This is a genomic window from Enterococcus sp. S53 (genome assembly GCF_016516865.1).
In the GTDB taxonomy this organism is placed as follows: Bacteria; Bacillota; Bacilli; order Lactobacillales; family Enterococcaceae; genus Enterococcus_D; species Enterococcus_D innesii.
In genome coordinates this window covers 156,670-177,563 of record NZ_JACVUH010000003.1, presented here as the reverse complement: position 1 = coordinate 177,563, position 20,894 = coordinate 156,670, and the positions used below count along the sequence as shown (strand labels likewise).

General features: G+C 43.6%; 19 protein-coding genes. 16 read left to right on the top strand and 3 right to left on the bottom strand.

What is annotated here, in order from left to right; all coding sequences use genetic code 11:
• Positions 1 to 86 precede the first annotated feature (86 nt).
• From IAE45_RS06210 to IAE45_RS06170, 9 genes are all read left to right on the top strand, one after another.
• Entirely contained in the window at positions 87 to 1,421 is a 1,335-nt protein-coding gene (locus tag IAE45_RS06210; RefSeq protein WP_200125446.1) for a hypothetical protein, read from the top strand.
• A 169-nt stretch (positions 1,422 to 1,590) separates the two neighbouring features.
• The gene (locus tag IAE45_RS06205; protein ID WP_060791427.1) at positions 1,591 to 1,959 is read left to right on the top strand and encodes a type II toxin-antitoxin system RelE/ParE family toxin; all 369 of its coding nucleotides are present in this window, start codon (positions 1,591 to 1,593) and stop codon (positions 1,957 to 1,959) included.
• On the top strand, positions 1,946 to 2,221 hold the full coding sequence (locus IAE45_RS06200) for a helix-turn-helix domain-containing protein (RefSeq protein WP_005228477.1): 276 nt from the start codon (positions 1,946 to 1,948) through the stop codon (positions 2,219 to 2,221). The genes IAE45_RS06205 and IAE45_RS06200 overlap by 14 nt, the downstream gene beginning before the upstream one ends.
• Before the next feature lie 252 nt (positions 2,222 to 2,473).
• Positions 2,474 to 3,838: a guanine deaminase gene (gene guaD, locus IAE45_RS06195; protein ID WP_200125444.1), complete on the top strand. Its 1,365-nt coding sequence runs from the start codon at positions 2,474 to 2,476 to the stop codon at positions 3,836 to 3,838.
• A gap of 40 nt (positions 3,839 to 3,878) precedes the next feature.
• Positions 3,879 to 5,162 (top strand): uracil-xanthine permease family protein, encoded by a 1,284-nt coding sequence (locus tag IAE45_RS06190; protein ID WP_016612741.1) that lies wholly within the window; start codon positions 3,879 to 3,881, stop codon positions 5,160 to 5,162.
• Between the two features lie 328 nt (positions 5,163 to 5,490).
• Entirely contained in the window at positions 5,491 to 6,108 is a 618-nt protein-coding gene (locus IAE45_RS06185; RefSeq protein WP_008380639.1) for a LysM peptidoglycan-binding domain-containing protein, read from the top strand.
• Between the two features lie 283 nt (positions 6,109 to 6,391).
• The gene (locus tag IAE45_RS06180) at positions 6,392 to 6,793 is read left to right on the top strand and encodes an MmcQ/YjbR family DNA-binding protein (protein WP_008380641.1); all 402 of its coding nucleotides are present in this window, start codon (positions 6,392 to 6,394) and stop codon (positions 6,791 to 6,793) included.
• Between the two features lie 229 nt (positions 6,794 to 7,022).
• On the top strand, positions 7,023 to 8,732 hold the full coding sequence (locus tag IAE45_RS06175) for an ABC transporter ATP-binding protein (protein WP_200125442.1): 1,710 nt from the start codon (positions 7,023 to 7,025) through the stop codon (positions 8,730 to 8,732).
• A 2-nt stretch (positions 8,733 to 8,734) separates the two neighbouring features.
• Entirely contained in the window at positions 8,735 to 10,504 is a 1,770-nt protein-coding gene (locus IAE45_RS06170) for an ABC transporter ATP-binding protein (RefSeq protein WP_200125440.1), read from the top strand.
• A gap of 206 nt (positions 10,505 to 10,710) precedes the next feature.
• On the opposite strand, the gene IAE45_RS06165 is transcribed toward IAE45_RS06170, so the two are convergent.
• Together IAE45_RS06165 and IAE45_RS06160 are read right to left on the bottom strand one after the other, a co-directional pair.
• Positions 10,711 to 11,028 carry an RNHCP domain-containing protein gene (locus tag IAE45_RS06165; RefSeq protein WP_200125438.1) on the bottom strand — a complete coding sequence of 106 codons (318 nt, stop codon included), beginning with the start codon at positions 11,026 to 11,028 and terminating at the stop codon, positions 10,711 to 10,713.
• 660 nt (positions 11,029 to 11,688) lie between these two features.
• On the bottom strand, positions 11,689 to 12,480 hold the full coding sequence (locus IAE45_RS06160; protein ID WP_185938613.1) for an L-threonylcarbamoyladenylate synthase: 792 nt from the start codon (positions 12,478 to 12,480) through the stop codon (positions 11,689 to 11,691).
• 324 nt (positions 12,481 to 12,804) lie between these two features.
• Between IAE45_RS06160 and IAE45_RS06155 the strand changes: the two genes are divergently transcribed.
• Together IAE45_RS06155 and IAE45_RS06150 are read left to right on the top strand one after the other, a co-directional pair.
• Positions 12,805 to 13,725 (top strand): cation transporter, encoded by a 921-nt coding sequence (locus IAE45_RS06155; RefSeq protein ID WP_142424663.1) that lies wholly within the window; start codon positions 12,805 to 12,807, stop codon positions 13,723 to 13,725.
• A gap of 65 nt (positions 13,726 to 13,790) precedes the next feature.
• Complete coding sequence (locus IAE45_RS06150; RefSeq protein ID WP_081117936.1) at positions 13,791 to 14,627, top strand: YitT family protein; 837 nt, start codon at positions 13,791 to 13,793, stop codon at positions 14,625 to 14,627.
• A 97-nt stretch (positions 14,628 to 14,724) separates the two neighbouring features.
• On the opposite strand, the gene IAE45_RS06145 is transcribed toward IAE45_RS06150, so the two are convergent.
• Complete coding sequence (locus IAE45_RS06145; RefSeq protein WP_194195125.1) at positions 14,725 to 15,393, bottom strand: GntR family transcriptional regulator; 669 nt, start codon at positions 15,391 to 15,393, stop codon at positions 14,725 to 14,727.
• 188 nt (positions 15,394 to 15,581) lie between these two features.
• Between IAE45_RS06145 and IAE45_RS06140 the strand changes: the two genes are divergently transcribed.
• The 5 genes from IAE45_RS06140 (at position 15,582) to IAE45_RS06120 (ending at position 20,831) form a co-directional block, all read left to right on the top strand.
• Positions 15,582 to 17,177 carry a mannitol dehydrogenase family protein gene (locus IAE45_RS06140; RefSeq protein ID WP_200125436.1) on the top strand — a complete coding sequence of 532 codons (1,596 nt, stop codon included), beginning with the start codon at positions 15,582 to 15,584 and terminating at the stop codon, positions 17,175 to 17,177.
• A gap of 3 nt (positions 17,178 to 17,180) precedes the next feature.
• On the top strand, positions 17,181 to 18,257 hold the full coding sequence (uxuA, locus tag IAE45_RS06135; protein ID WP_194195123.1) for a mannonate dehydratase: 1,077 nt from the start codon (positions 17,181 to 17,183) through the stop codon (positions 18,255 to 18,257).
• 16 nt (positions 18,258 to 18,273) lie between these two features.
• Entirely contained in the window at positions 18,274 to 19,662 is a 1,389-nt protein-coding gene (gene uxaC / locus IAE45_RS06130; protein WP_200125434.1) for a glucuronate isomerase, read from the top strand.
• A 138-nt stretch (positions 19,663 to 19,800) separates the two neighbouring features.
• The gene (locus tag IAE45_RS06125) at positions 19,801 to 20,127 is read left to right on the top strand and encodes an MGMT family protein (protein ID WP_142424658.1); all 327 of its coding nucleotides are present in this window, start codon (positions 19,801 to 19,803) and stop codon (positions 20,125 to 20,127) included.
• A complete protein-coding gene (locus IAE45_RS06120) occupies positions 20,124 to 20,831 on the top strand; it encodes a GntR family transcriptional regulator (protein ID WP_142424657.1) in 708 nt (235 codons plus the stop codon). Before IAE45_RS06125 ends, IAE45_RS06120 begins: the two co-directional genes overlap by 4 nt.
• Positions 20,832 to 20,894: the final 63 nt, after the last annotated feature.

Here is a 20,894-nt window from a genome sequence, read left to right as displayed (position 1 = left end):
AAATTTGACACGCAAGTTGACAGGATTGCTTGAAGGTGTAGGATAGAAGAAAGATGGAACCTTAAATCAAACCAAGGAGTCGGACGATGAAAGCTTTCAAATCCCATACCGCACTTTTGATCATCAGCAATACGATCACGATCATCCCGTATCTTTATTTTTTATCTTTGAGCAAAGAGCAGTCGCTAAGTGCAGCATTAGCCTTTGCGCTCTTTTATACCTTTCGCATGACAGGGGTCTTTTTCTTACAGACGCTTACGGCGCTTTTCGCACCATCGCTCTTAGCAGCCAGTGTCTTGATCGGCGGCGCCGGCGCATTGGTAGGTATCTTGAGCACTTGGTGGAGCGCTGCACTCTTGCCAGCTGCTGGTTTGTTGGGGATCAGTGCTTCTTGGTTGCCGCCAGCTGACCTGATGGTACGCCAAAAAGCCAAGCTCACTGAACAGCCGCTGAAAAATGATTGGAAGGAGGCGCTGTTCTTTCTTTTCGTTTTATTGTTTGCCTTACGGTTGCCTGATGACCTTCAAGGCATTGGTCTATTTGGCAGTTATCTTGCACTCTTTGTGCTTGCGGCTAAGAGTAGTCAAACCTTCAAAAACCTACCGAAAAGACCGCTGATGCAGCGCAACCAGTTATTCAACAAGCAATTTTTGTTGTATTTCTTTTTCTTTCTCTTACTGTTTGGCTTGCGAGCAGCCAGGCTGATCAAGTCGAATGCCCTCTTTGAGTGGGCGATCACTGGTTTCTTGTTTCTCTTTGCTTTGCTGCTGATCACTTTAACGAAACGCAGTAAGTCGTGGAGACAGCCGCTTCACTTGAACATCCTCACCTTTATTCGGGGAGTGATCGGTAACTTTCTTTTTCTTTTCGGCTCGGTCTATGTTACCGGTCGATTTGGGGCACAAGCGCTCAGTACTCACGTTTACTTGCCTTATGCACTGGGCCTCTTTGGCGCAATGTTTCTCGGAGGAAAACTCGCACGCTTGCTAGAAAAACAGTTAGTACCGGCGTATTTGCTTGGATTGATGGTTGGTGTTCTTCTATTTAGCAGCGATCTTTTGATCCCAATAAGTTTATTTGTCATTAGTTTCTTTAATGCGGGATTGAATCAATGGCTCACGAAACAGTATTTGGCGGCAAAACCGGAAGCAATTGAACAGCAGAGCTTAGCCAAGTATGCCACACAAAGCAAAGGGAGTCTGGTACATCAATTTCTTTTGATGACACTCCTATTTGTCATTCTTCGTTTTGAACATCAGCCGCTGGCGTTCTTGTTTCAGCTATCAGGAACGACGGCAACGAATCAAACCTCAAGGATCCAAAGCTTTTTAGAGCCAGCAAAATGGGGCTCGATTGCAGGATTACTGTGTTTGCTAGTAGGTGGACTGGTGGTTTTTCGTAGGAATCGTAAAGAAAAATGATGGAGAAATGATTTGGAGTTGATTCGGTTTCATCGACAAAGAGAATGTTAAGTAGTTTTGTATCAACTAGAAAAAAAGATGAAACCAATTATAGGGAATAAAGTCTAAGAAAGAATAATGAACGGTAACTTGAATCGACAAATGATGGCATATATGCTATCATTTGTATATGGACAAACCTAAGTTTGAGTTTTATGAGCGACCAAATGGACACAATGAATTTATTGAGTTTTTTGAACAGTTACCTGAGAAAGACCAGAAAAAAATGTTAGCAGTCATTGCGAATGTGGAAGAACATGGAATACTGATCGCTCAAAAAATGAAATGGGTGAAAAAACTGGGAGATAACCTATTTGAGCTGAGATCAGGAATTGGAGGAAACATTCAAAGAGCTTTATATTTTCATTGGCTAGGTTCTAAATTCATTATTACCCATGGTTTCACCAAGAAAACGCAGAAGACGCCAATTCAAGAAATAGCAAAAGCGATAGAGATCCGAAAAGAATTTGAGGAGGAGATCAAAGATGCCAACAGTTAAATTCAATGATTTTTTAAAAGAAAAAATGAAAGACACTGAATTCAAAGCTGAATATGAAGCTGAAAAAGCGAAACTTGCTAGTGCTGTAGCATTGATGAAAGCGCGAGAAAGTGCAGGACTCACACAAAGAGAACTTGCAGAGCTCGCCGCTGTTCCTCAGTCAACCATTGCACGTATTGAGAGAGGGGATAATACAAGTTTCGAAACATTATCCAAACTTGCTTCCGCCCTCGGAAAAACCCTGACCGTTAGTCTAGTTTAGGTAACGCCTTAGTTATAGATAAACCAAGCGAATATTCTCAAAAAGCAGACACTGTCTTATTTCTAGACGGTGTCTTTTTTTGAAATCGCATAAAAACCGAACGTTCAGCGTTTTATCTTCCTTTATGATAGTGAATTTTATTGCACTATTTTCGAATAGCGTTAAAATAAGAACATCGTGTTAGTGAAAAAGGAACATTAAATGAACAGCTTTTTCCTGACAATGTCTTAGAGAACGGGGGAAATCAACCAAATGGCAACCATTCGCTATTTTAAAGGAGATGTTTTCCATACGCCAAGTGATGGAAAATTGGAGTATATAGAAGAAGCTTTGATTCAAGTCGATGACGCAGGGATCATCACAAAAGTCACTGCTAAAACAGATCAAGGGTATGAGTCAGAGCTGGCGAAAGCATCAGAGAATCTGCAGGCTTTATCTGCAGGCCAGTGTTTTTTACCAGGGTTTGTCGATCTGCATGTCCATGCACCACAATGGCCGCAAGCAGGGATCGCGTTAGATGAACCGTTAAATGTCTGGTTAGATGAATGCACGTTTCCGCTGGAGGCAAAATATGCCGATCCGGCATTTGCCAAAGCTGTCTATCAGGATTTGGTGGCACAGTTGTTGGCAAGAGGAACGACAACGGTTCTTTATTTTGCAACGATCCATCTAGAAGCGAGCCTTCAATTGGCGAAGACTTGTGCCGCTCTTGGTCAACGGGGATTAGTCGGAAAAGTCGTTATGGACGATCCCCAAGCCAATCCTGCTTTTTATCGGGACGCGTCAACAGAAGAGGCATTAGCGGATACAGAACGTTTTATTCAAGAAGTACAAGCAATCGCAAAGACTGCACCTCAAGGCGTTTATCCTGTGGTTACTCCGCGATTTGTCCCCAGCTGTACCGATAAAGGCTTGGCAGGGTTAGGCGCATTGGCTGAAAAGTATGATGTCCATGTTCAGACCCACTGCAGTGAAGGGCAATGGGAACATGACTTTGTTCAAGAACGATTTGGCAAAACGGATACCGAAGTGCTGCAAGATTTCGGCTTGTTGCGAGAAAAAGCAGTGATGGCTCATGGCAATTTCATCAGCCCAGCTGACGGCGCCCGTTTTGTCGAAAGCGGCGCCGCAGTTGCGCACTGTCCCATCTCAAATGCCTACTTTGCCAATGGTGTGATCCCAATCAAGCGCTTGAAAGAGCAAGGGGTCACGATTGGGTTAGGGACGGATATCTCCGGTGGTTTTTCACCGAGTTTGTATGACAACATCAAACAAGCTGTGATGTCTTCGAGAATGTTAGAAGATGGTGTAGACGTCACGCTTCCCCAAAACACACGAGGAGTAGCTGATTCTCGTATATCCGTGATCGATGCGTTCTCATTGGCGACAAAAGGCGGCGGTGAGGCACTGAAATTACCTGTAGGTGTCATCAAAGAAGGTTATGCGTTTGATGTGCAAGTGATCGATAAGCGACAAAAAGAAAATCCTTTGCCTGACTTCGGTGTGTTCACCTCACCCGAAGCAAGATTACAAAAAATCCTGTACTTAGCAACGATGCAAAATATTCGCCAAGTCTGGGTCCAAGGAAAAAAAGTACACGAAAAACGAGGAGAATGAGACAGTGGAATCAACGAAAAACAAACATTTAACGATCGGAATGAATGAAGACATTCCCTTTGGTCAAGCAGTACTTTTAGGGTTGCAGCATGTGTTGGCAATGGACGTGTATGTGCCGCCATTTATTATCGCAACGGCGGTGGCGATGTCCTCTTCAGACGCATCAGGTTTGATCCAATCGACCTTTTTAGGAGCAGGGATCGCTTCTTTGATCCAAGTCCTCTTTTTCTTGAAATTACCCGTATGTCAAGGACCATCCTTTGTCCCCGTTGGAGCGATCATCGGTATTTATTTTGGTGCCAACGGCATGGACACGGTGTTAGGAGCCAGCATCGTTGGTGCCGCAGCAGTCATTTTACTAGGTTTTACGGGCATCTATAAGTATATCGTTCGTCATTTTATTCCTACGATCGTCAGTGGAACGATCATTATGATCGTTGGGTTGACCTTGCTGCCAACGGCATTTACCAGCAATATCTATCCTGCCACTGAAACACTAAGTGCCAATCAAAACATGTTGTTAGCTGCGATTACTGCGGCGATTTTGATCTTGTTTTCTATGTTAGGTGATTATTTTCCGGGAATGGGAAAATACTTCCGGATCAGTTCAGTCATTATTGCATTGGTTATCGGTACCGTGATTGCTTCCTTTATGGGGGGCGTTGATTTTCAGTCGGTGGCGGATGCTTCTTTCTTTAGTCTGCCAAAACTGGTATTTCTAAACTATGGCCTGCACTTTGATGTTTCAGCGATCTTAACGATGCTAGTGATCTATATGGTACTCCTAGCAGAAACAACAGGAACTTGGTATGCGGTCAGTTCTGTGACAGAAGAACCTGTTACAGATGAACAGATCAATAAAGGCGTGATCGGCGAAGGGCTAGGCTGCTTGGTTGCCGCCTTAGTAGGAACGACCCCTGTGACTGGTTATTCTACCAATGCAGGGATCATTTCGATCACAGGGGTTGCTAGTAAAAAAGTCTTTGTGATGGCATCCGTCTGGTTTATCCTATTGTCCTTTATGGGAAAACTTTCAGCCTTGATTCACGCAGTACCTTCTGCTGTCATCGGCGGCGTGTTCGCGGTCGTCTGCGTCATTATTTTGTTGAGCGGCTTTCGGGTCATTAAGAATGAAGAGTTTTCCGAGCGGGAGTTGTATATTATCGGGGTACCGTTGATTATTGCCATCGGCTTGTTGTTTATGCCAGCAGAAATCAAAGAATCTGCGCCTCAATTCTTACAATATTTATTAGATTCACCGATTGCTTTAAGCGCTATTGCGGCGATCGTCATGAATAAATTGATCCCAGTGAAGAAAAAATAGGAAGTAAATGAGGAATGAGCCTTTGTCTCGTTCCTTCTTTTGTTACAAACCTGTGTAAAAAGAGGGTTTTTTGTAATATAGGAAAGGTTTTCTAAGGTTAACTGGTTTACCTAAAAACAAAATAACTGTAATGTTAAAAATTACAGCAGAGAAAAGCTTGATATGATAGTCTTTTCCGATTCTTACGAAACGTAAGGCAACTGTCGTTTTCGTAATCATCTGTAATGATTTCTTTACCTATGAAATATTCTTCGGTGTTAGACTTGTTTATGCGCTTGAGTCATCTCAAATGACGCAAAATGAGTTTCAAAGAAGGAGATTTAATTATATGAAGTCTTTAAAAACTGTTTTACTTAGTACAGCTGTCCTTGCCGGTTTCGGCCTTTTCTTAGGTGGGAAAGACGCCTTTGCAGACGAACAATACACTGTTCAATCTGGTGATACATTATCAACAATCGCTACTAACTTTTATGGTTATAGCTCTGATGATACGATCAATGCGATCGTTGAAGCAAACGAGATTGCTGATAAAAACTTGATTTTTGTTGGGGAAGCACTGATCATCCCTACAGATGGCACTGCAACTTATACAGAATCTGCAAACACGACTGCTGCAGCAAGTGTACAACAACCAAGTGAACCAGCAGCTTCACAATCAAGCAACACACAATCTGCTGCTGCAAGCACTCAAAGCAGCTCAAGCTATAGCTCTTCAGCTAGCGGCTCAGAAGCTTCAGCAAAAGAATGGATCGCAAACAAAGAATCTGGTGGTTCTTACACAGCGACAAACGGACAATACTATGGTCGTTACCAATTAACCAACTCTTACTTAAATGGTGACTATTCAGCTGCTAACCAAGAAAAGGTTGCCGATGAATATGTAGCATCACGTTATGGTTCTTGGTCTGCTGCCAAAGCATTCTGGGAAGCAAATGGTTGGTACTAAGATTCTAAAATGAATCTTGTCCATGACATCTAGTAATCAATTGCCCTTATTGGCGAGTACATCTTACTCGCTGATAAGGGTTTTTTTGTATCTTCTGAGAGAGATGAATGTAACGCCGCATGCAACTCTCTAGAGTCATTTTCAGTCGACATGCCATTGATAAAAATCCCTTTTTACACGGCAACCATGTATAATAGTAGGAAGTAGAGCAGAAGGCGATTCAATCTGTCAAAAATTGAGACAGAAAATGACGGTTTTGATAGTAGAAAGTGAGGGGCACACAATGAGTACATCGATTGAAGAAAAAATTGCACAAAAAATGCAGCGATTTCAAGCATTTGGGGAAGGCTTGCCGGGAGCCAAAGTCTATTACCGCGAAGATTGGGATGCAATCTACTTTGATTTAGTAGGAAAACAGTTTGGGATCATGAGTCCGCAAGCAGAAGAAACAGCGTTTTTGACTTTGAAAAATCTGCCCGAGGTCAACGAAACGCTGCGAGAGCAATTTCCTGACGTCATCATTCCGGGGTATTATGCCAATAAGACCCATTGGAATACCATCAAGTTGGCATCTGATGCCTTGATGGAAGAAAACATCGAACAAATGATTTTGGTTTCCTACGATCTAGTCAAACAAAAACTGACAAAAAAACAAAAAAGTGAGCTGGAAAACAGCGAATCGTAAGTCAAAGATTTAGCGACAGAAAATAAGGAAGACCCTATTGAGGATCATCATAATCCCTTTATTATTCGTTATTTTCGCCAACGTTTATGCAATATTTTCAAAGAGCTTTCATGAAAGCTCTTTTTGTTTTATTTGTTCGCTTGTTTCTAGTCGTGATCCATGGTAAATTGTTGTGCAACCGAAATTTTTTGGCAGTCTTTTCTGCTAAACACAAAGGAGTGGTACGTATATGGATCTGGTCTTACGCCATGTCAAAAAGTACAAAGCGGCAACTGGCATTGCCTTATTATCGGTCATTTTAATGGTCGTTGCTGCATTATGGCAGCCGAAGCTCTTGCAGCAAGTGCTAGAGTCAATTATTACCGAAAACAATGATGAAATGAAAAAAATTGGTGTGCAGCTGATTGGGCTAGCATTGCTAGGCCTTGTTGCAGGGATCATCAATACGGTTTTTTCTGCGAAAGTGGCGCAAGGCGTTAGTGCCGATATTCGAGAAGAAATGTTTCGGAAAATCCAGACCTTCTCATTTGGTAATATCGAAACCTTCTCGGCAGGAAACTTAGTGGTGCGTTTGACCAATGACATCACGCAAATTCAAAACTTAGTGATGATCTCTCTACAATCGTTGTTTCGCATCCCGTTCTTATTTATCGGTGCCTTCATTTTGGCGATGGCAACCATGCCACAACTGTGGTGGATCATCGTCTTACTGATTATCGCTGTTCTAGTGATTACGGCACTCTCCTTTACACGGATGGGGAAACACTTTATGATCATCCAAAACTTGATCGATAAAATCAACGGGATCGCCAAAGAAAATTTGATGGGGATTCGTGTGGTGAAATCCTTTGTCCAAGAAGACAACCAACTGCAAGGCTTTTCCAAAGTCAGTGAAACGTTAACGAAGCATAATATTATTGTAGGAACCCTGTTCTCTGTAATGATCCCCTCCTTTATGCTGGCGGCCAACTTAGCAGTGGTCGGCGCGATTTTCTTTGTCAGTGATCTAGCGAAAGATGACCCAACCTTGATTGGGGGAATTGCCTCATTCATGAACTATTTGATGCAAATTATGATGGCGATCATTATCGGCGGCATGATGATGATGATGACATCACGGGCTGCAGTTTCGCTAAAACGGATCAAAGAGATTCTAGATACCGAACCAGATCTGCAATACCAAGATGTCCCAGAACAAGAATTGTCTGGAAGTGTCGCTTTTGAAAACGTCAGCTTCCGTTACCCTGGGGATGAAAAAAATGCCCTAACGGATATCAGTTTTACCATCAAACCTGGCGAAATGATTGGGATTGTAGGGGCGACTGGTGCCGGCAAATCAACACTGGCGCAGCTGATTCCCCGTTTGTTTGACCCAACGGAAGGTGTCGTGCGGGTTGGCGGCGTTGACCTAAAAGAAGTCAATGAACAAAGCTTGCGAAAAACGGTCGCCTTTGTCTTGCAAAAAGCGATCCTCTTTTCAGGAACGATTGCCCAAAACTTGCGGCAAGGGAAAAAAGATGCTTCAGAGTCTGAGATGTCTCGGGCAACAGAAATCGCCCAAGCCAGTGAATTTATTCAAAAATTGACAGCGGGTTTTGAAGCGCCGGTCTCCGAGCGCAGCAGCAATTTTTCTGGAGGACAAAAGCAACGCTTATCGATTTCTCGAGGCGTGATCGGTGAACCGAAAATTTTGATTTTGGATGATAGTACGAGTGCATTAGATGCGCGTTCGGAGAAATTGGTTCGCGAAGCATTTGAAAAACAATTAAAAGACATGACAACAATCATTATCGCGCAAAAGATTGCCTCTGTTGTGAAAGCCGACCGTATCTTCGTTTTAGATAATGGACGTCTGGTTGGTGAAGGAAGCCATGAATTTTTAGCCAATAACAATGCCATCTATCAAGAAATCTTCGCAACACAGAAAGGAGAGGAGTAACCATGACAGATTTGTTCAAAGCGAGTAAATTTTTCTATCATTACTTAAAACAATACAAGTGGTCGTTTCTATTCATTTTTGTAACGGTGATTCTGGCAACGTATCTGCAAGTGCAAGCACCAGTTTTTGTTGGAGAAGCGTTCCAAGAGTTGGCGAATTATGTTGGTGGTTTGATGCAAGGGGTCGATGATAAATCGGCTTTTCTATCAATCATTTGGAAATTGTTGATTTTTTATGTCTTAGCCAGTGCAGCCAATTTTGTTTATAGTATCTTGTTCACGCAAGTGGTGGGAAAATCAACCAACAGAATGCGGATCGGCTTATTCAATAAACTGGAAAAATTGACGATCAAATTCTTTGATTCCCATCAAGACGGTGATATTTTGAGCCGTTTCACCAGTGACTTGGATAACATCCAAAATAGTCTGAACCAAGCATTGTTGCAAGTGCTGACCAATGTAGTCTTAATGGTGGGGATCTTGATCATGATGTTCCGTCAAAACGTTGAATTGGCATGGGCAACGATTGCTTCTACCCCGATTGCGGTCTTAATCGCGGTGATCGTGATCCAAAAAGCCCGCAAATATGTCGATCTACAGCAAGATGAAGTCGGAAAATTAAACGGCTATATCGATGAAAAAATCAGTGGGCAACGAATCATCATCACCAATGGACTGCAAGAAGAAACCATCGACGGTTTCTTGGTCCACAACCAACAAGTCCGCGAAGCTACCTACAAAGGGCAAGTCTACTCTGGGCTGCTTTTCCCCTTGATGCAAGGGATGTCCTTGTTGAACACGGCAATCGTGATTTTCTTTGGTGGCTGGTTAGCATTGAACGGTGACTTAGAACGTTCCGTTGCCTTAGGATTAGTTGTGACCTTTGTCCAGTATTCGCAGCAATATTACCAACCGTTGATGCAGATCTCTTCTGGTTACAGCATGATTCAGTTGGCGATCACCGGTGCGCGCAGAATCAATGAAATGTTTGATGAACCTGATGAAATCAAACCAAAAGACGGGATCAAAGTGAAGGGCATCAAAGAGGCGGTTGCTTTGAATCATGTGGACTTTGGGTATGACAGTCAAGAATTAGTCCTAAAAGATGTCTCGATCACGGTCAACAAAGGCGAAATGGTCGCATTGGTCGGGCCGACTGGTTCTGGAAAAACGACCATCATGAACTTGTTGAATCGGTTCTATGATGTGAATGGTGGTTCTGTGACCTTTGACGGCATCGACATCCGGGAGCTAGACTTGGATCTGCTGCGTTCTCAAGTGGGGATCGTTTTGCAAGAATCCGTGTTGTTCTCAGGGACGATTCGTGAAAACATTGCTTTTGGGAAACCAGAAGCGACTGAAGCCGAAGTCATTGCAGCAGCGAAACAAGCCAATATCCATGAGTTTGTTATGACGTTGGAAAAAGGCTATGACACGGAGATCACCGAAGAGAACAATCTTTTCAGTACTGGTCAAAAACAATTGATGAGTATTGCCCGAACGATTTTGACCAATCCAGAATTGTTGATTTTGGATGAAGCCACCAGTAACGTTGATACCGTGACTGAAGCGAAAATTCAACGAGCAATGGATGAAGCAATCAAAGGACGAACCAGTTTTGTGATCGCCCATCGTTTGAAGACGATTTTGAATGCCGATCGTATTGTTGTCTTGAAGGACGGCGAAGTCATTGAAGAAGGCAATCACCATCAGTTGGTGGCTGCCGACGGCTTTTATGCGGAACTGTATCACAATCAATTCGTTTTTGAATAAGCGCAAACCAACGTAAAATCATTAAGAAGACACTAGCAGGACAGCCCGCTGATTTCGTCAACCAATCGACGAAACAGCGGGCTGTTTTTTAGGTTAGAGTAAGCGCTTCTTATGACCACAATGTCTATGAGCAGTTAGTGGTATAAGGGGTCCGTTGTTCTGATAACCAAAAAAAGACCAGCCTGAAACATGGTCTTCTTTGGTTTTTAGTGATACGCAGCGGTTTGTGCCAACCACTCAATAAAATGGTCTGGCTGTTGCCTATCCTGTGCCACGATATTCCACTGCTGGTCTTTGCAACGAGTGCATTCATGCAGCAGCTGATAGCCTTTTTTGGAGTGTTGGCGATAGTCGATCGGTCGCATCAGGCCATGGCAAGTATTTTGACGATCACCCGGGCGAATATCCACGTGTAACGAGTAGAGGCATTGGGGACAATGGTTGCGGTACGAACCATTGGTCAAGGGGGCAACAGGCGTACTGCAGTTTTTACAAACAAAGGTCGTGTTTTCATCTTTTCTCATTTTGCTTTCCTCCAAAAGAATGATTTCTTTTGAGAGAAAAGGGTTCCGTTCGTTCTTCATCAGGCTTCTTTGGCTAGGGACACATTCACCGTCCGTAACGATTACTTCTGCTTCCAGCTTCATGCGATTTCGCAATCCGTACCACGCTTAGTTTTTTTGTTTTGTGCTAAGCACTGTGTTGCGGCAGCCCACAACCCAGCAGTAAGTGTAGTCCAAAGTCACTGTCATTGGCGTCGTCCCCTAGAAAGCAATTGAGGAATGCTTTTTCATAGAGTCCCTCCTATGTGTTTATGAGGGTATTATAGCAGAGAAAGAATTGGAATTCTAAAATAGATAAAAATATTGATCCTAATTATGGATTCGTTTTTCGTAAAAAATATAATGATTTATATATAATGCTCATATTTTTTGTATAAGTAGATAGCTTCCAGTTGAATTTTATTTATAAAAGAAGAGACACTGATTCATAGCATGGAGAAAGGGTAATTGAATGAAAGGAATGCCATGAGGTCTTCCGCTAACTAGAAAGCTGAAGATTCAAACGGAACAGTAGCAAAAAATGTATGAGACGCGATAGAAAAACCGAAGAACGAGCTGAGCGTTTTTCCTTGAAAAGGAGGCAGCTAGCTGGTTCTTCGGTTCTTTGTTGACGATGAAAGATTAATAGTACTCCCCGTGGCGATAGTCCCATGAGTTGAACTGATCAGAAAGGTACATTTGGATTTTTTCAACATCGAGTCCTTTACGGATCAAGACAGGTGCTGGCGTGATGGAGCGTTGGTCTCCTTGCTCTGGAATCAAGTTGCCGTCTTGGTCAACGAAAGAAACCATGACTCCTTGCTCATAGCGGGTTTCCAGCGTTTTATCTGGTTGGATCGATGCAACATAGTCGTTTCCTTCGATGATCAGATCGGCTTCTTGAGCGATTTGTTCACCGATCCCTTCAACAAGTCCACGATTTCCTTTGCCTGAAGGGTTCGCTGAGCTGGCGAAAAGCAATTTCTTTTTTTGATCCCAAAGTTCTTTTGAGATCTGCTCACCAGGGACACCGAATTTGATCACGAAACAGCTAGTTCCCCGAACGTCCGTCATCAATTCTTCTGAGCCATCGTTTGGGATATAGGCTTTTCCTGATTCTTTCCAAGGCAAAATCGCACCGAATAACACGTCATTGTTCCAACACGTTTCATAAACAGCGGCGGTTTCCGTATTTAATTCAGCTAGTTCGTGTAGCTGCTCCAATGAGCTGCAAAGAACGACACCTGGTTTATTACGTTTGCGATTCTTTGCCGAAAACTTGCGTTCCAGCCCTTTTTTATCAGAGACGGCAATAATATAGCCGACTTTGGTGGGGCAGACGATCACTTTGCCTTCTTCATTCAAATAGTTGATCGCTCGTTGGTTAGGTTCTCCTGTCCATGGGACTTGTTTTGCTTCATTCACTCTCTTCATCCTCCCTGTCTTCCAATGAATCGCCGTTATGAAAAATATAACGGAATATTCTGAAAATTCTGATTGAATATGGTTACCCTTGATGATAAGGGAATCAATCTGCGTAGTCAAGGGAATTTACACCAGAATGTAAAAAGAATAGGCCGGGGAAATCGAGTATCTGTAACGAGGACTAGGAAGAATGAGTGACAGCAACACTATTTTTTTCCGCTTTGTATGAAAAAAATGACTGTTTTTTATGTTATTTATATGGGAAGATAGGCTTATAGATAGAAGAATGCAATCAAATTGATAGTTTTTTTGAAAAAAAGAAAGAGGAATATCATGAGTGAAAAGAAAAAAATACGCAAGCTCTTGCTGGCATCGATTGTCGCTGGAAGTATCTATGGCGGCGGTGCCTTGCTTTTTGGGTTACTGGTCAGTTATAACGTTCTCTTGTTAGATGGAGTTTATACATTGATTGGTGCAGTGATGTCGCTGATTGCTTTATATGTAGCAAAGTATATCCAAGCCCAAGATTTTGAACGTTTCCCATTCGGTAAAGAGGCATTGATGCCATTAGTGGTATTTATTCAATATAGTATCATCCTGCTGATCTCAATTTATGGGATTATTGAGTCTGCCTTTAGTTTGTTACACGTTAGTGACGGCATGATTGATCCAATCGGTTTGTATTTCTCACTGGTTGGTACGATCTACTGTTTCTCTTTTTACTTGTACTTAAAAAAGAAACCACTGACTCATCCCTTTTATTGGGTGGAACTAGAACAATGGCGTTTCGGCTTTTTCTTTAGTCTGGGTGTTGTCGGTTCGTTTCTTGTGTCCTGGCTGATCCAAGCCAGTCCCTATGGAAATTTCGCAATGTATGTCGACCCAATCATCTCCATCGGGATCACCTTGTTCTTTATTCAGCTTTCGATTAAAGAGTTGAAAGCGGCCATTCTGGAATTGACTTCTTCAACACCGAAAGAAGAACTACGAGAGTCCATCATGACGATCGTTGAAAAAGAATTGCGCGCAGAAGAAGTGGTGGACTTTGTGTTACGTACCGCCAAAGTCGGCAATCAAGTCATTGTGGAATTAGATGTGGTGATTTTACCTGCCAGTCCTCTCGATACAGTTGGGCGGCAAGATCCCTTGCGAGAACGGTTGAATCAAGCAATCAGCCGACAGATATCCGGTTATTCCCTCTGGCTAAACATAAATTTTGTCGGAGACATCAAATGGGCGTATAGTGAGGAGTAAGAATGGCTGCTAGGCGGTCACTGACGGAATCAACTTGTGAAAATGACAAAGAAAAGAGGAAACAAATGACAATTCTGAAAACTTATGGAAAAATTACCGCAGCACTTTTTTTGCTAGCGGCAAGCATCAATTTATTTTTAGGCCCGCATCATGTGGCAGCTGGCGGTGTCAGCGGAATCGGTATTTTATTAGAGTCAGCACTCGGTTGGGATCGAGCGGCTGTTATTATGGTGTTGAATATTTTTATGCTTATTCTGGCCTATGCTTTCTTAGGGAAGGGGCCTTTTCTGAAAGTCCTCTATGGTAGTTTTGCTTTTCCAGTAGCAATTGCTTTAGTCCCAGAATATATGGTGGCTGAAGATCGGCTGCTTTCCGTGATATTTGGCAGTGCGATTTTTGCTTTAGGAGTAGCGATTTTGTACAAAAATCAGTCTTCCAGCGGCGGCACAACGATTCCACCGCTGATTTTCAAGAAATACTTTAATTTGAATCCAGCGATTGGCTTGCTGGCGACCGATGCGATCGTTGTTTCCATGAACTTGTTCGTTTTCGGGTTTGAAGAGTTCTTGTTTGCGATATTATCGATCGTGATCACCTCTGGTGTGATGACCTACATTGAAACGGGCTTTAACCGGAAGAAATCCATCATGATCTTAAGTGAGAACCACGTGAATGAGATTCGAGAAGCGGTCTTTGATAAAACAGCTCGTGGTGCCACTCTATTGGCTGCCCAAGGCGGTTACCAGCAAGCCGACAAGCAAGTGTTGCTGATCGTGGCCAGCGACCAAGAGTTTATGCAGATCAGACAAATCATTGAGACCATTGACCCAAAAGCGTTTGTGATCGTCAATAATGTCTCAGAAGTACTGGGCCAAGGCTTTAGTTATCACCCAATCGAATGAGCGTATTCTCGCTTGTTCAGCGTATGAAACCACCCTCGTCAAGTAGGCTATCTACTCGACGAGGGTGGTTTTTAGGGTCCATGATTTTCAAATAGCTTTACTCCGTAAAGTAATCGGGAAAGGCCTTTTCCACAAAAATCAAATCGTTATCAATGACATCAATGTGTTGTCCGACCAAGGGAGCAATTTTGGCTTGGTCTTTTTCTTTTAAAGTGGCTAAGATTTCTTCGTGATCCCGCAAAATAATTTCCCAAGACAATTCCTCCACCTCTAAACGTAAGAAGCGAAAGCGATTTAAAGGGAGATTGATCGTTTGTAGCCAATTCCAGACATTTTCTTTGTCGGCGATTTTATAAATCAACTGATGGAAGGCCTCGTCGAGTTGGAAAAACTCGATTTCATCCTTCAATTGGGCATAGGTCCGCTGCAAAACAACGAGTTTTTCTAGTTCTTTCAGCTGTTCTTCTGTAACGGCTTGGCAGGCAGCTACGAATACTTCTTTTTCAAGCGTCTCTCTGACAAAACGAGCTTCTTCAATTTGTTTGATACTGATTTTAGAAATATAGGTGCCGCTTTGGGGAACGACATGGATCAGTGCTTCACGGCGCAGACGAATAATTGCTTCACGGATCGGCGTCCTGCCAATGGTTAGCCGTTGCTCCAATTCCTTTTCAGATATTTTTTGACCGGGAATCAGTTTGGCGGTTAAGATCAACTCTTTGATTGATTCATAAGCTTGTGATTGAAAATTTGTAGGGTTCAACATAAACGCTTCTTTCTGTATCAGGCATTCAATTCCCTTCTAAAGAAAAACTCTGAAGGAAGGTGCCTAGGGATAGTTTTGAGTAATAAAACTAGTATATAAGTTGAATAACCTTTTGTAAAGGCTTGCAATTCAGTATAGAATGAACTAGAATACTAATATATCAGTTTCGAGAAAAAGGAGGAAGTAGGATGTTTGATTTTGCTGCCTTGAAGCAGGCAGGAGTTACGATGCCGATCGTTCCCAAAGAAGTGACGGATCAATCAGATACTCAGTTTCAATGGCTACACTTTGGTGGGGGAAATTTGTATCGGGCATTTCACGCAGAAGTAGCCCAAACGTTGATCGATCAACAAGCGCTGACAAAAGGAATCGTAGTTTGTGAAACCTTTGATGAACAGGTAATTGATCAAGTATATGCCCCTTACGAGAATGACATTTTAGAAGTGATCATGCACGAAGGGGGACGGTTGGAGAAAAAATTGCTCCAGTCAACGGCGGCTAGTTATTATTGCCATCCTTCCCGTGCTGCGAGTTATGAGCAAATACGCAAAGTATTTCAGGAGCCGTCACTACAGTTGGTTACCGTAACGATCACAGAAAAAGGCTATGGCTTAAAAGACAGTCAGGGGAATTTTTTACCTGTTGTCCAAGCGGATCTCGCTGCGGGTCCCCATCAGGTCAACCATACAATGAGCATTTTGGCTAGCTTTTTATGGGATCGTTTTCAATCAGGGGCACTTCCGATCGCCATGGTTTCCACCGATAATTTTTCGCAAAATGGGCTCCGTTTCCAAACGGCGATTGTCACCATTGCAAAAGAATGGCAAAAGCTGGGGCATGTTTCAGAAGCGTTTGTCCGATACTTAGAAAACAACGCGCAGGTGACGTTTCCGTGGTCAATGATCGATCGGATTACGCCAAATCCTTCAACAGCAGTTGCAGAAGAATTAGCATCAGCTGGCATTCAGCAGTTGCCAGTCATCCGAACCGATAAAGGAACGACGATCGCTCCGTTTGCTAATACAGAGGCGACTCATTACTTAGTGATTGAAGATGATTTTCCAAATGGTCGCCCGAATTTGGATAAAGCGGGGGTGATCTTGACGAGTCGAGAGATCGTCGACAAAACCGATAGTATGAAAGTCACAACTTGTTTGAATCCACTGCATACCGCAATGAGTTTGTTCGGCTGTTTACTCGGTTATACATCCATTGCTGCGGAAATGTCCGATCCTGATATTGTTGCTTTGATCAAAGGAATCGGCTATCGTGAAGGCTTGCCGGTAGTGGAAGATCCTGAGATCATTCAGCCAAAGAAATTTATCGATGAGGTGGTCGGCCTTCGTTTACCCAATCCGCTGATTCCTGACACTCCACAGCGGATCGCCGCAGATACCTCACAGAAAATCGCCATCCGTTTTGGCGAAACCATCAAAAAGTATGTGGAAAAAGAAGGCTCGGCTTCTGAGCTGACTTTCATTCCCTTAGCGATTGCAGGCTGGTTGCGTTATCTATTAGCGATCGATGATGAAGGCCATCCATTTGGCCCAAGTCCTGATCCCCTCTTAGCAGAATTACAAGAGAATTTACATGAGTGTCAGTTGGGGACAGTCGCCGATGTTCAAGGGATCATTCGACCAATCTTAGCAAATCCGCAGATTTTTGGTTTGGATCTCTATCAAGCAGGAATCGCTGAAAACGTGGGTCACTTGTTTGCTAAGATGCTGGCAGGAACCGGCGCAGTCCGTAAAACATTACATGAAACAGTAGAAGGGATCGAATAAAAAATGGAAATGACATTTCGTTGGTATGGAAAAGACTACGATAAAATCAAATTAGCAGATATCCGGCAAATTCCTGGGATGAAAGGCATTGTCGGCACACTCTTTGATTTGCCTGCTGGGGCAGTTTGGCCGAAAGAACGGATCAAGGCGCTCGTGGAAGAAGTCGAAGCAGCTGGACTTTCCCTCAAGGTGATCGAAAGTGTCAATATTCATGATGACATCAAGATTGGCTTGCCTTCGAGAGACCTGTATATCGAAAACTACAAAGAAACGATTCGAAATTTGGCAGCATATGGGATCGAAGTGATCTGCTATAATTTTATGCCGATTTTTGATTGGATCAAAACGGATCTCGATTATCGATTGGCTGATGGTTCTTCTACGATGGCATTTGAAAAAGCAGGGATCGACAAAGACCCAGAAGAGATCGTCAAAGAAGTCGAGGAATCAAGCTCTGGCTATACCTTGCCAGGCTGGGAACCAGAACGTTTGGCACATGTCAAAGAACTGTTTGCTGCGTATAAGGATGTCGATGATGACAAATTAAGAGAAAACTTTGCTTACTTCCTAAAAGCCATCATTCCCACCTGTGAAGAGGTCGGCATCAAGATGGCTGTTCATCCAGATGATCCCCCCTATTCGATTTTTGGTCTGCCGCGTATCGTTAAAAACCGCGATGATCTGGATTGGGTCTGCAACGTGGTCGACAGTCCGTCAAATGGCATCACACTTTGTACTGGCAGTATCGCCGAAGACCCAGACAATAATGTCTATGAGATTTTGGCTGAGTTTTGTCGCCGGGACCGGATTCCTTTTGCCCATGTTCGTAACATTCAATACTTGGGTAATGACAAAGACTTTTATGAAGCACCGCATCTCTCCTCTGAAGGTTCTTTAGACATGTATCAAATCCTAGAAGCGATGTACAAAAATGGCTTTGACGGCTACATTCGACCAGATCATGGGCGAATGATCTGGGGAGAGACGGGACGTCCAGGCTATGGCTTGTATGATCGGGCGATCGGCGCTTCTTACTTATTAGGGTTGTGGGAAGCCATCGACAAGAGCGTGGGGCGTTAAGAAAAGGAGCGAAGAAATGTTTTTAACTGATGATTTTATTTTGAAAAACAGCTTTGCCAAACAGTTATACCATGGGTATGCAAAAAAGCAGCCGATCATTGATTACCATTGCCATTTAGAGCCGAAAGAGATTTTCGAAAACCAAAACTTCACCAATCTCACCCAAGCGTGGCTGGCGGAAGACCATTACAAATGGCGCTTGATGCGAGCCAATGGTGTTGCGGAATCATTGATCACTGGCGATGCTGACGACTACGAAAAATTCTGTGCTTGGGCGCAGACCTTGGAGGCTTGCATTGGCAATCCCTTATATGTCTGGACCAATTTGGAATTGAAACGAATCTTTGGTATTGATGAGCGGTTGACACTAGCCAATGCAGCAAGCATTTGGGAAAAAGCCAATCAACAGCTGCAAACGAAGGAATTTTCACCACGAGGGCTGATCAAAAAGATGGCCGTTGAGGTGATCTGTACGACGGATGATCCCATTGATTCGTTGACGTATCATCAAAAGCTGGCAGAAGAATCCTTTGCTGTGTATCCTACCTTTCGTCCTGACAAAGCAATCAATCTGCAGAATCCAGAATTTCCAGCATACCTTAAGCAATTGGCTGTAGCTGCGAGCAAAGAGATCACTAGCTATCAAACGCTAGTTGAAGCATTGACCGTACGTATTTCTTATTTCCAGCAACAGGGCTGTCGTTTAGCAGATCACAGTCTGTCACGTCTTGGAGAGGAAGCTTATGATGTCGCTGCACTTGAAGCGATTTTTCAAAAGCGTTTGACCACTGAGACATTGACTAATGAAGAAATCAGACAGTTTCAAACCGGCTTGCTGATTGACTTGATGCGCCAGTATGCGAAACAAGGCTGGACCGCGCAATTGCATCTGATGGCGACTCGCAACAACAGTCAAAAGCTCTTCCAACAACGAGGACCTGATAGCGGCGGTGATGCGATGGGGGACGACCGTCTAGCGAGGGGCTTAAGTCGGACATTGGCGCAGCTTCAGGCGGAAAGCTTACTGCCGAAGACAATTTTGTATTCACTGAATCCCAAAGATTATCCGGTGTTGACTGCGCTGATGGGGGCGTTCCAAGAAGAAAGTAAAGGTAAGCTGCAATTAGGCTCTGCTTGGTGGTTCAATGATACGTATTCTGGCATGCGGCATCAGTTGACGACCCTAGCAGAAGGCGGGATTCTCGGAAACTTCGTCGGCATGCTGACGGATTCCCGCAGCTTTTTGTCTTATCCACGCCACGAGTATTTCCGGCGGATTTTGTGTCAGGTGATCAGTGAATGGGTGGAAGACGGTCAACTGCCAGCAGATGAAATATATTTAGGACAGATCGTCGCAGATATCTCTTATCACAATGCGAAAACCTACTTTGATTTTCCAAACTAATGACTACTCGATTCGTTCTTGGCTTACTAGAGAAGGGATCGAGTTTTTGTACGGCTATTGCTAAAGTTGCGTCTGTTCATTTACTATTGGTAGGGAATCCAGTACTATGATAGAAAGATCAAAGAAGGAGCGAACAGTATGAATCCATTCTATGAAGAAGTCTATGCGCTGGCGCGGCAGATCCCTTTTGGTAAAGTCGTCTCCTATAGTCAGATCGCATGGAAATTGGGACAAATCAACGGTGCGCGGGCAGTCGGTCGAGCGATGCGCTTGAGCCCTCAGGATGTCCCTGCCCATCGAGTCGTGCGGGCAGATGGCGTCTTAGTTGGTCCTACCGCCAATGTGCGAAAAGCAGCACTCGTCGATGAAGGGGTGGTCTTCAAAGCCAGTGGTCGTATCGATATGAAGGCTTGCAGTTGGTCCATGAGCGAGATCGCTCCCGCTCAAATGAAGGATCCGTTATGAAAAAACGTGAATTTATCGTACAAGATCTGTTGAGTAAAATCTATCAGGAAGAATTTTCTGCCGGCAAACTACCCAACCAAAGAACCCTTGCGCAAACCTATGGTGTTTCTCGGTTTACGATCCAGCAAGCAATCAAAAACCTTGAAGAGATCGGGATCGTCAAAGTGGTTCAAGGCTCAGGGATTTTTATCCATGAAAAATGGGTCAAAAACCCAATGATCTTTAATTCCTTGACCCGCACCCCTTATGACCGAATCCGTTCCAAAATGATTTCCTTGAATAAGGCGGCAGCAACGTTGGATGAACAGCAGATTTTCCAAATAGGCCCAGACGAGGAAGTCTGGACCTTTGAACGAGTGCGGATCGTTAATTACAAAATCGAACAGCTGGAGACTTCTAAATTGCCCGTCAGCCTATTTCCCGAATTGACACAAGAAATCGTGGAGCACTCGATCCAACGCTATGTCGAAAGCTGCGGATACCGCATTTCCCACTACATCACCAGCTATACTCCCATCACCACATCGACCGCGCAATCCGGCATTTTATTGTGCAAGCGGGGGACGCCAGCAATGCAGATCAGCAATCGGGCGATTTTAGAAGACGGCCGCGTGTATGAGTTCAGCAATATCGTTGCCATTGATTATGCCGTGACCTACATCCGTCCCTTTGACCGTGAGATCCATCGCTCACGCATCGATTGATTTCGGGAAAGCAAAGGTGCCAGTTGAGTCGTCTTTACCCAGAGAGAACAAAAGACATCCCCT

Coding starts and splice junctions, on each gene's coding strand:
- IAE45_RS06190 (WP_016612741.1), top strand. CDS start 3,879: ATGAATGAAGACATTCCCTTTGGTCAAGCAGTACTTTTAGGGTTGCAG.
- IAE45_RS06140 (WP_200125436.1), top strand. CDS start 15,582: ATGTTTGATTTTGCTGCCTTGAAGCAGGCAGGAGTTACGATGCCGATC.
- uxuA (WP_194195123.1), top strand. CDS start 17,181: ATGGAAATGACATTTCGTTGGTATGGAAAAGACTACGATAAAATCAAA.
- IAE45_RS06175 (WP_200125442.1), top strand. CDS start 7,023: ATGGATCTGGTCTTACGCCATGTCAAAAAGTACAAAGCGGCAACTGGC.
- IAE45_RS06160 (WP_185938613.1), bottom strand. CDS start 12,480: ATGAAGAGAGTGAATGAAGCAAAACAAGTCCCATGGACAGGAGAACCT.
- IAE45_RS06185 (WP_008380639.1), top strand. CDS start 5,491: ATGAAGTCTTTAAAAACTGTTTTACTTAGTACAGCTGTCCTTGCCGGT.
- IAE45_RS06210 (WP_200125446.1), top strand. CDS start 87: ATGAAAGCTTTCAAATCCCATACCGCACTTTTGATCATCAGCAATACG.
- uxaC (WP_200125434.1), top strand. CDS start 18,274: ATGTTTTTAACTGATGATTTTATTTTGAAAAACAGCTTTGCCAAACAG.
- IAE45_RS06155 (WP_142424663.1), top strand. CDS start 12,805: ATGAGTGAAAAGAAAAAAATACGCAAGCTCTTGCTGGCATCGATTGTC.
- IAE45_RS06205 (WP_060791427.1), top strand. CDS start 1,591: ATGGACAAACCTAAGTTTGAGTTTTATGAGCGACCAAATGGACACAAT.
- IAE45_RS06120 (WP_142424657.1), top strand. CDS start 20,124: ATGAAAAAACGTGAATTTATCGTACAAGATCTGTTGAGTAAAATCTAT.
- IAE45_RS06145 (WP_194195125.1), bottom strand. CDS start 15,393: ATGTTGAACCCTACAAATTTTCAATCACAAGCTTATGAATCAATCAAA.
- IAE45_RS06125 (WP_142424658.1), top strand. CDS start 19,801: ATGAATCCATTCTATGAAGAAGTCTATGCGCTGGCGCGGCAGATCCCT.
- IAE45_RS06200 (WP_005228477.1), top strand. CDS start 1,946: ATGCCAACAGTTAAATTCAATGATTTTTTAAAAGAAAAAATGAAAGAC.
- IAE45_RS06165 (WP_200125438.1), bottom strand. CDS start 11,028: ATGAGAAAAGATGAAAACACGACCTTTGTTTGTAAAAACTGCAGTACG.
- IAE45_RS06180 (WP_008380641.1), top strand. CDS start 6,392: ATGAGTACATCGATTGAAGAAAAAATTGCACAAAAAATGCAGCGATTT.
- guaD (WP_200125444.1), top strand. CDS start 2,474: ATGGCAACCATTCGCTATTTTAAAGGAGATGTTTTCCATACGCCAAGT.
- IAE45_RS06150 (WP_081117936.1), top strand. CDS start 13,791: ATGACAATTCTGAAAACTTATGGAAAAATTACCGCAGCACTTTTTTTG.
- IAE45_RS06170 (WP_200125440.1), top strand. CDS start 8,735: ATGACAGATTTGTTCAAAGCGAGTAAATTTTTCTATCATTACTTAAAA.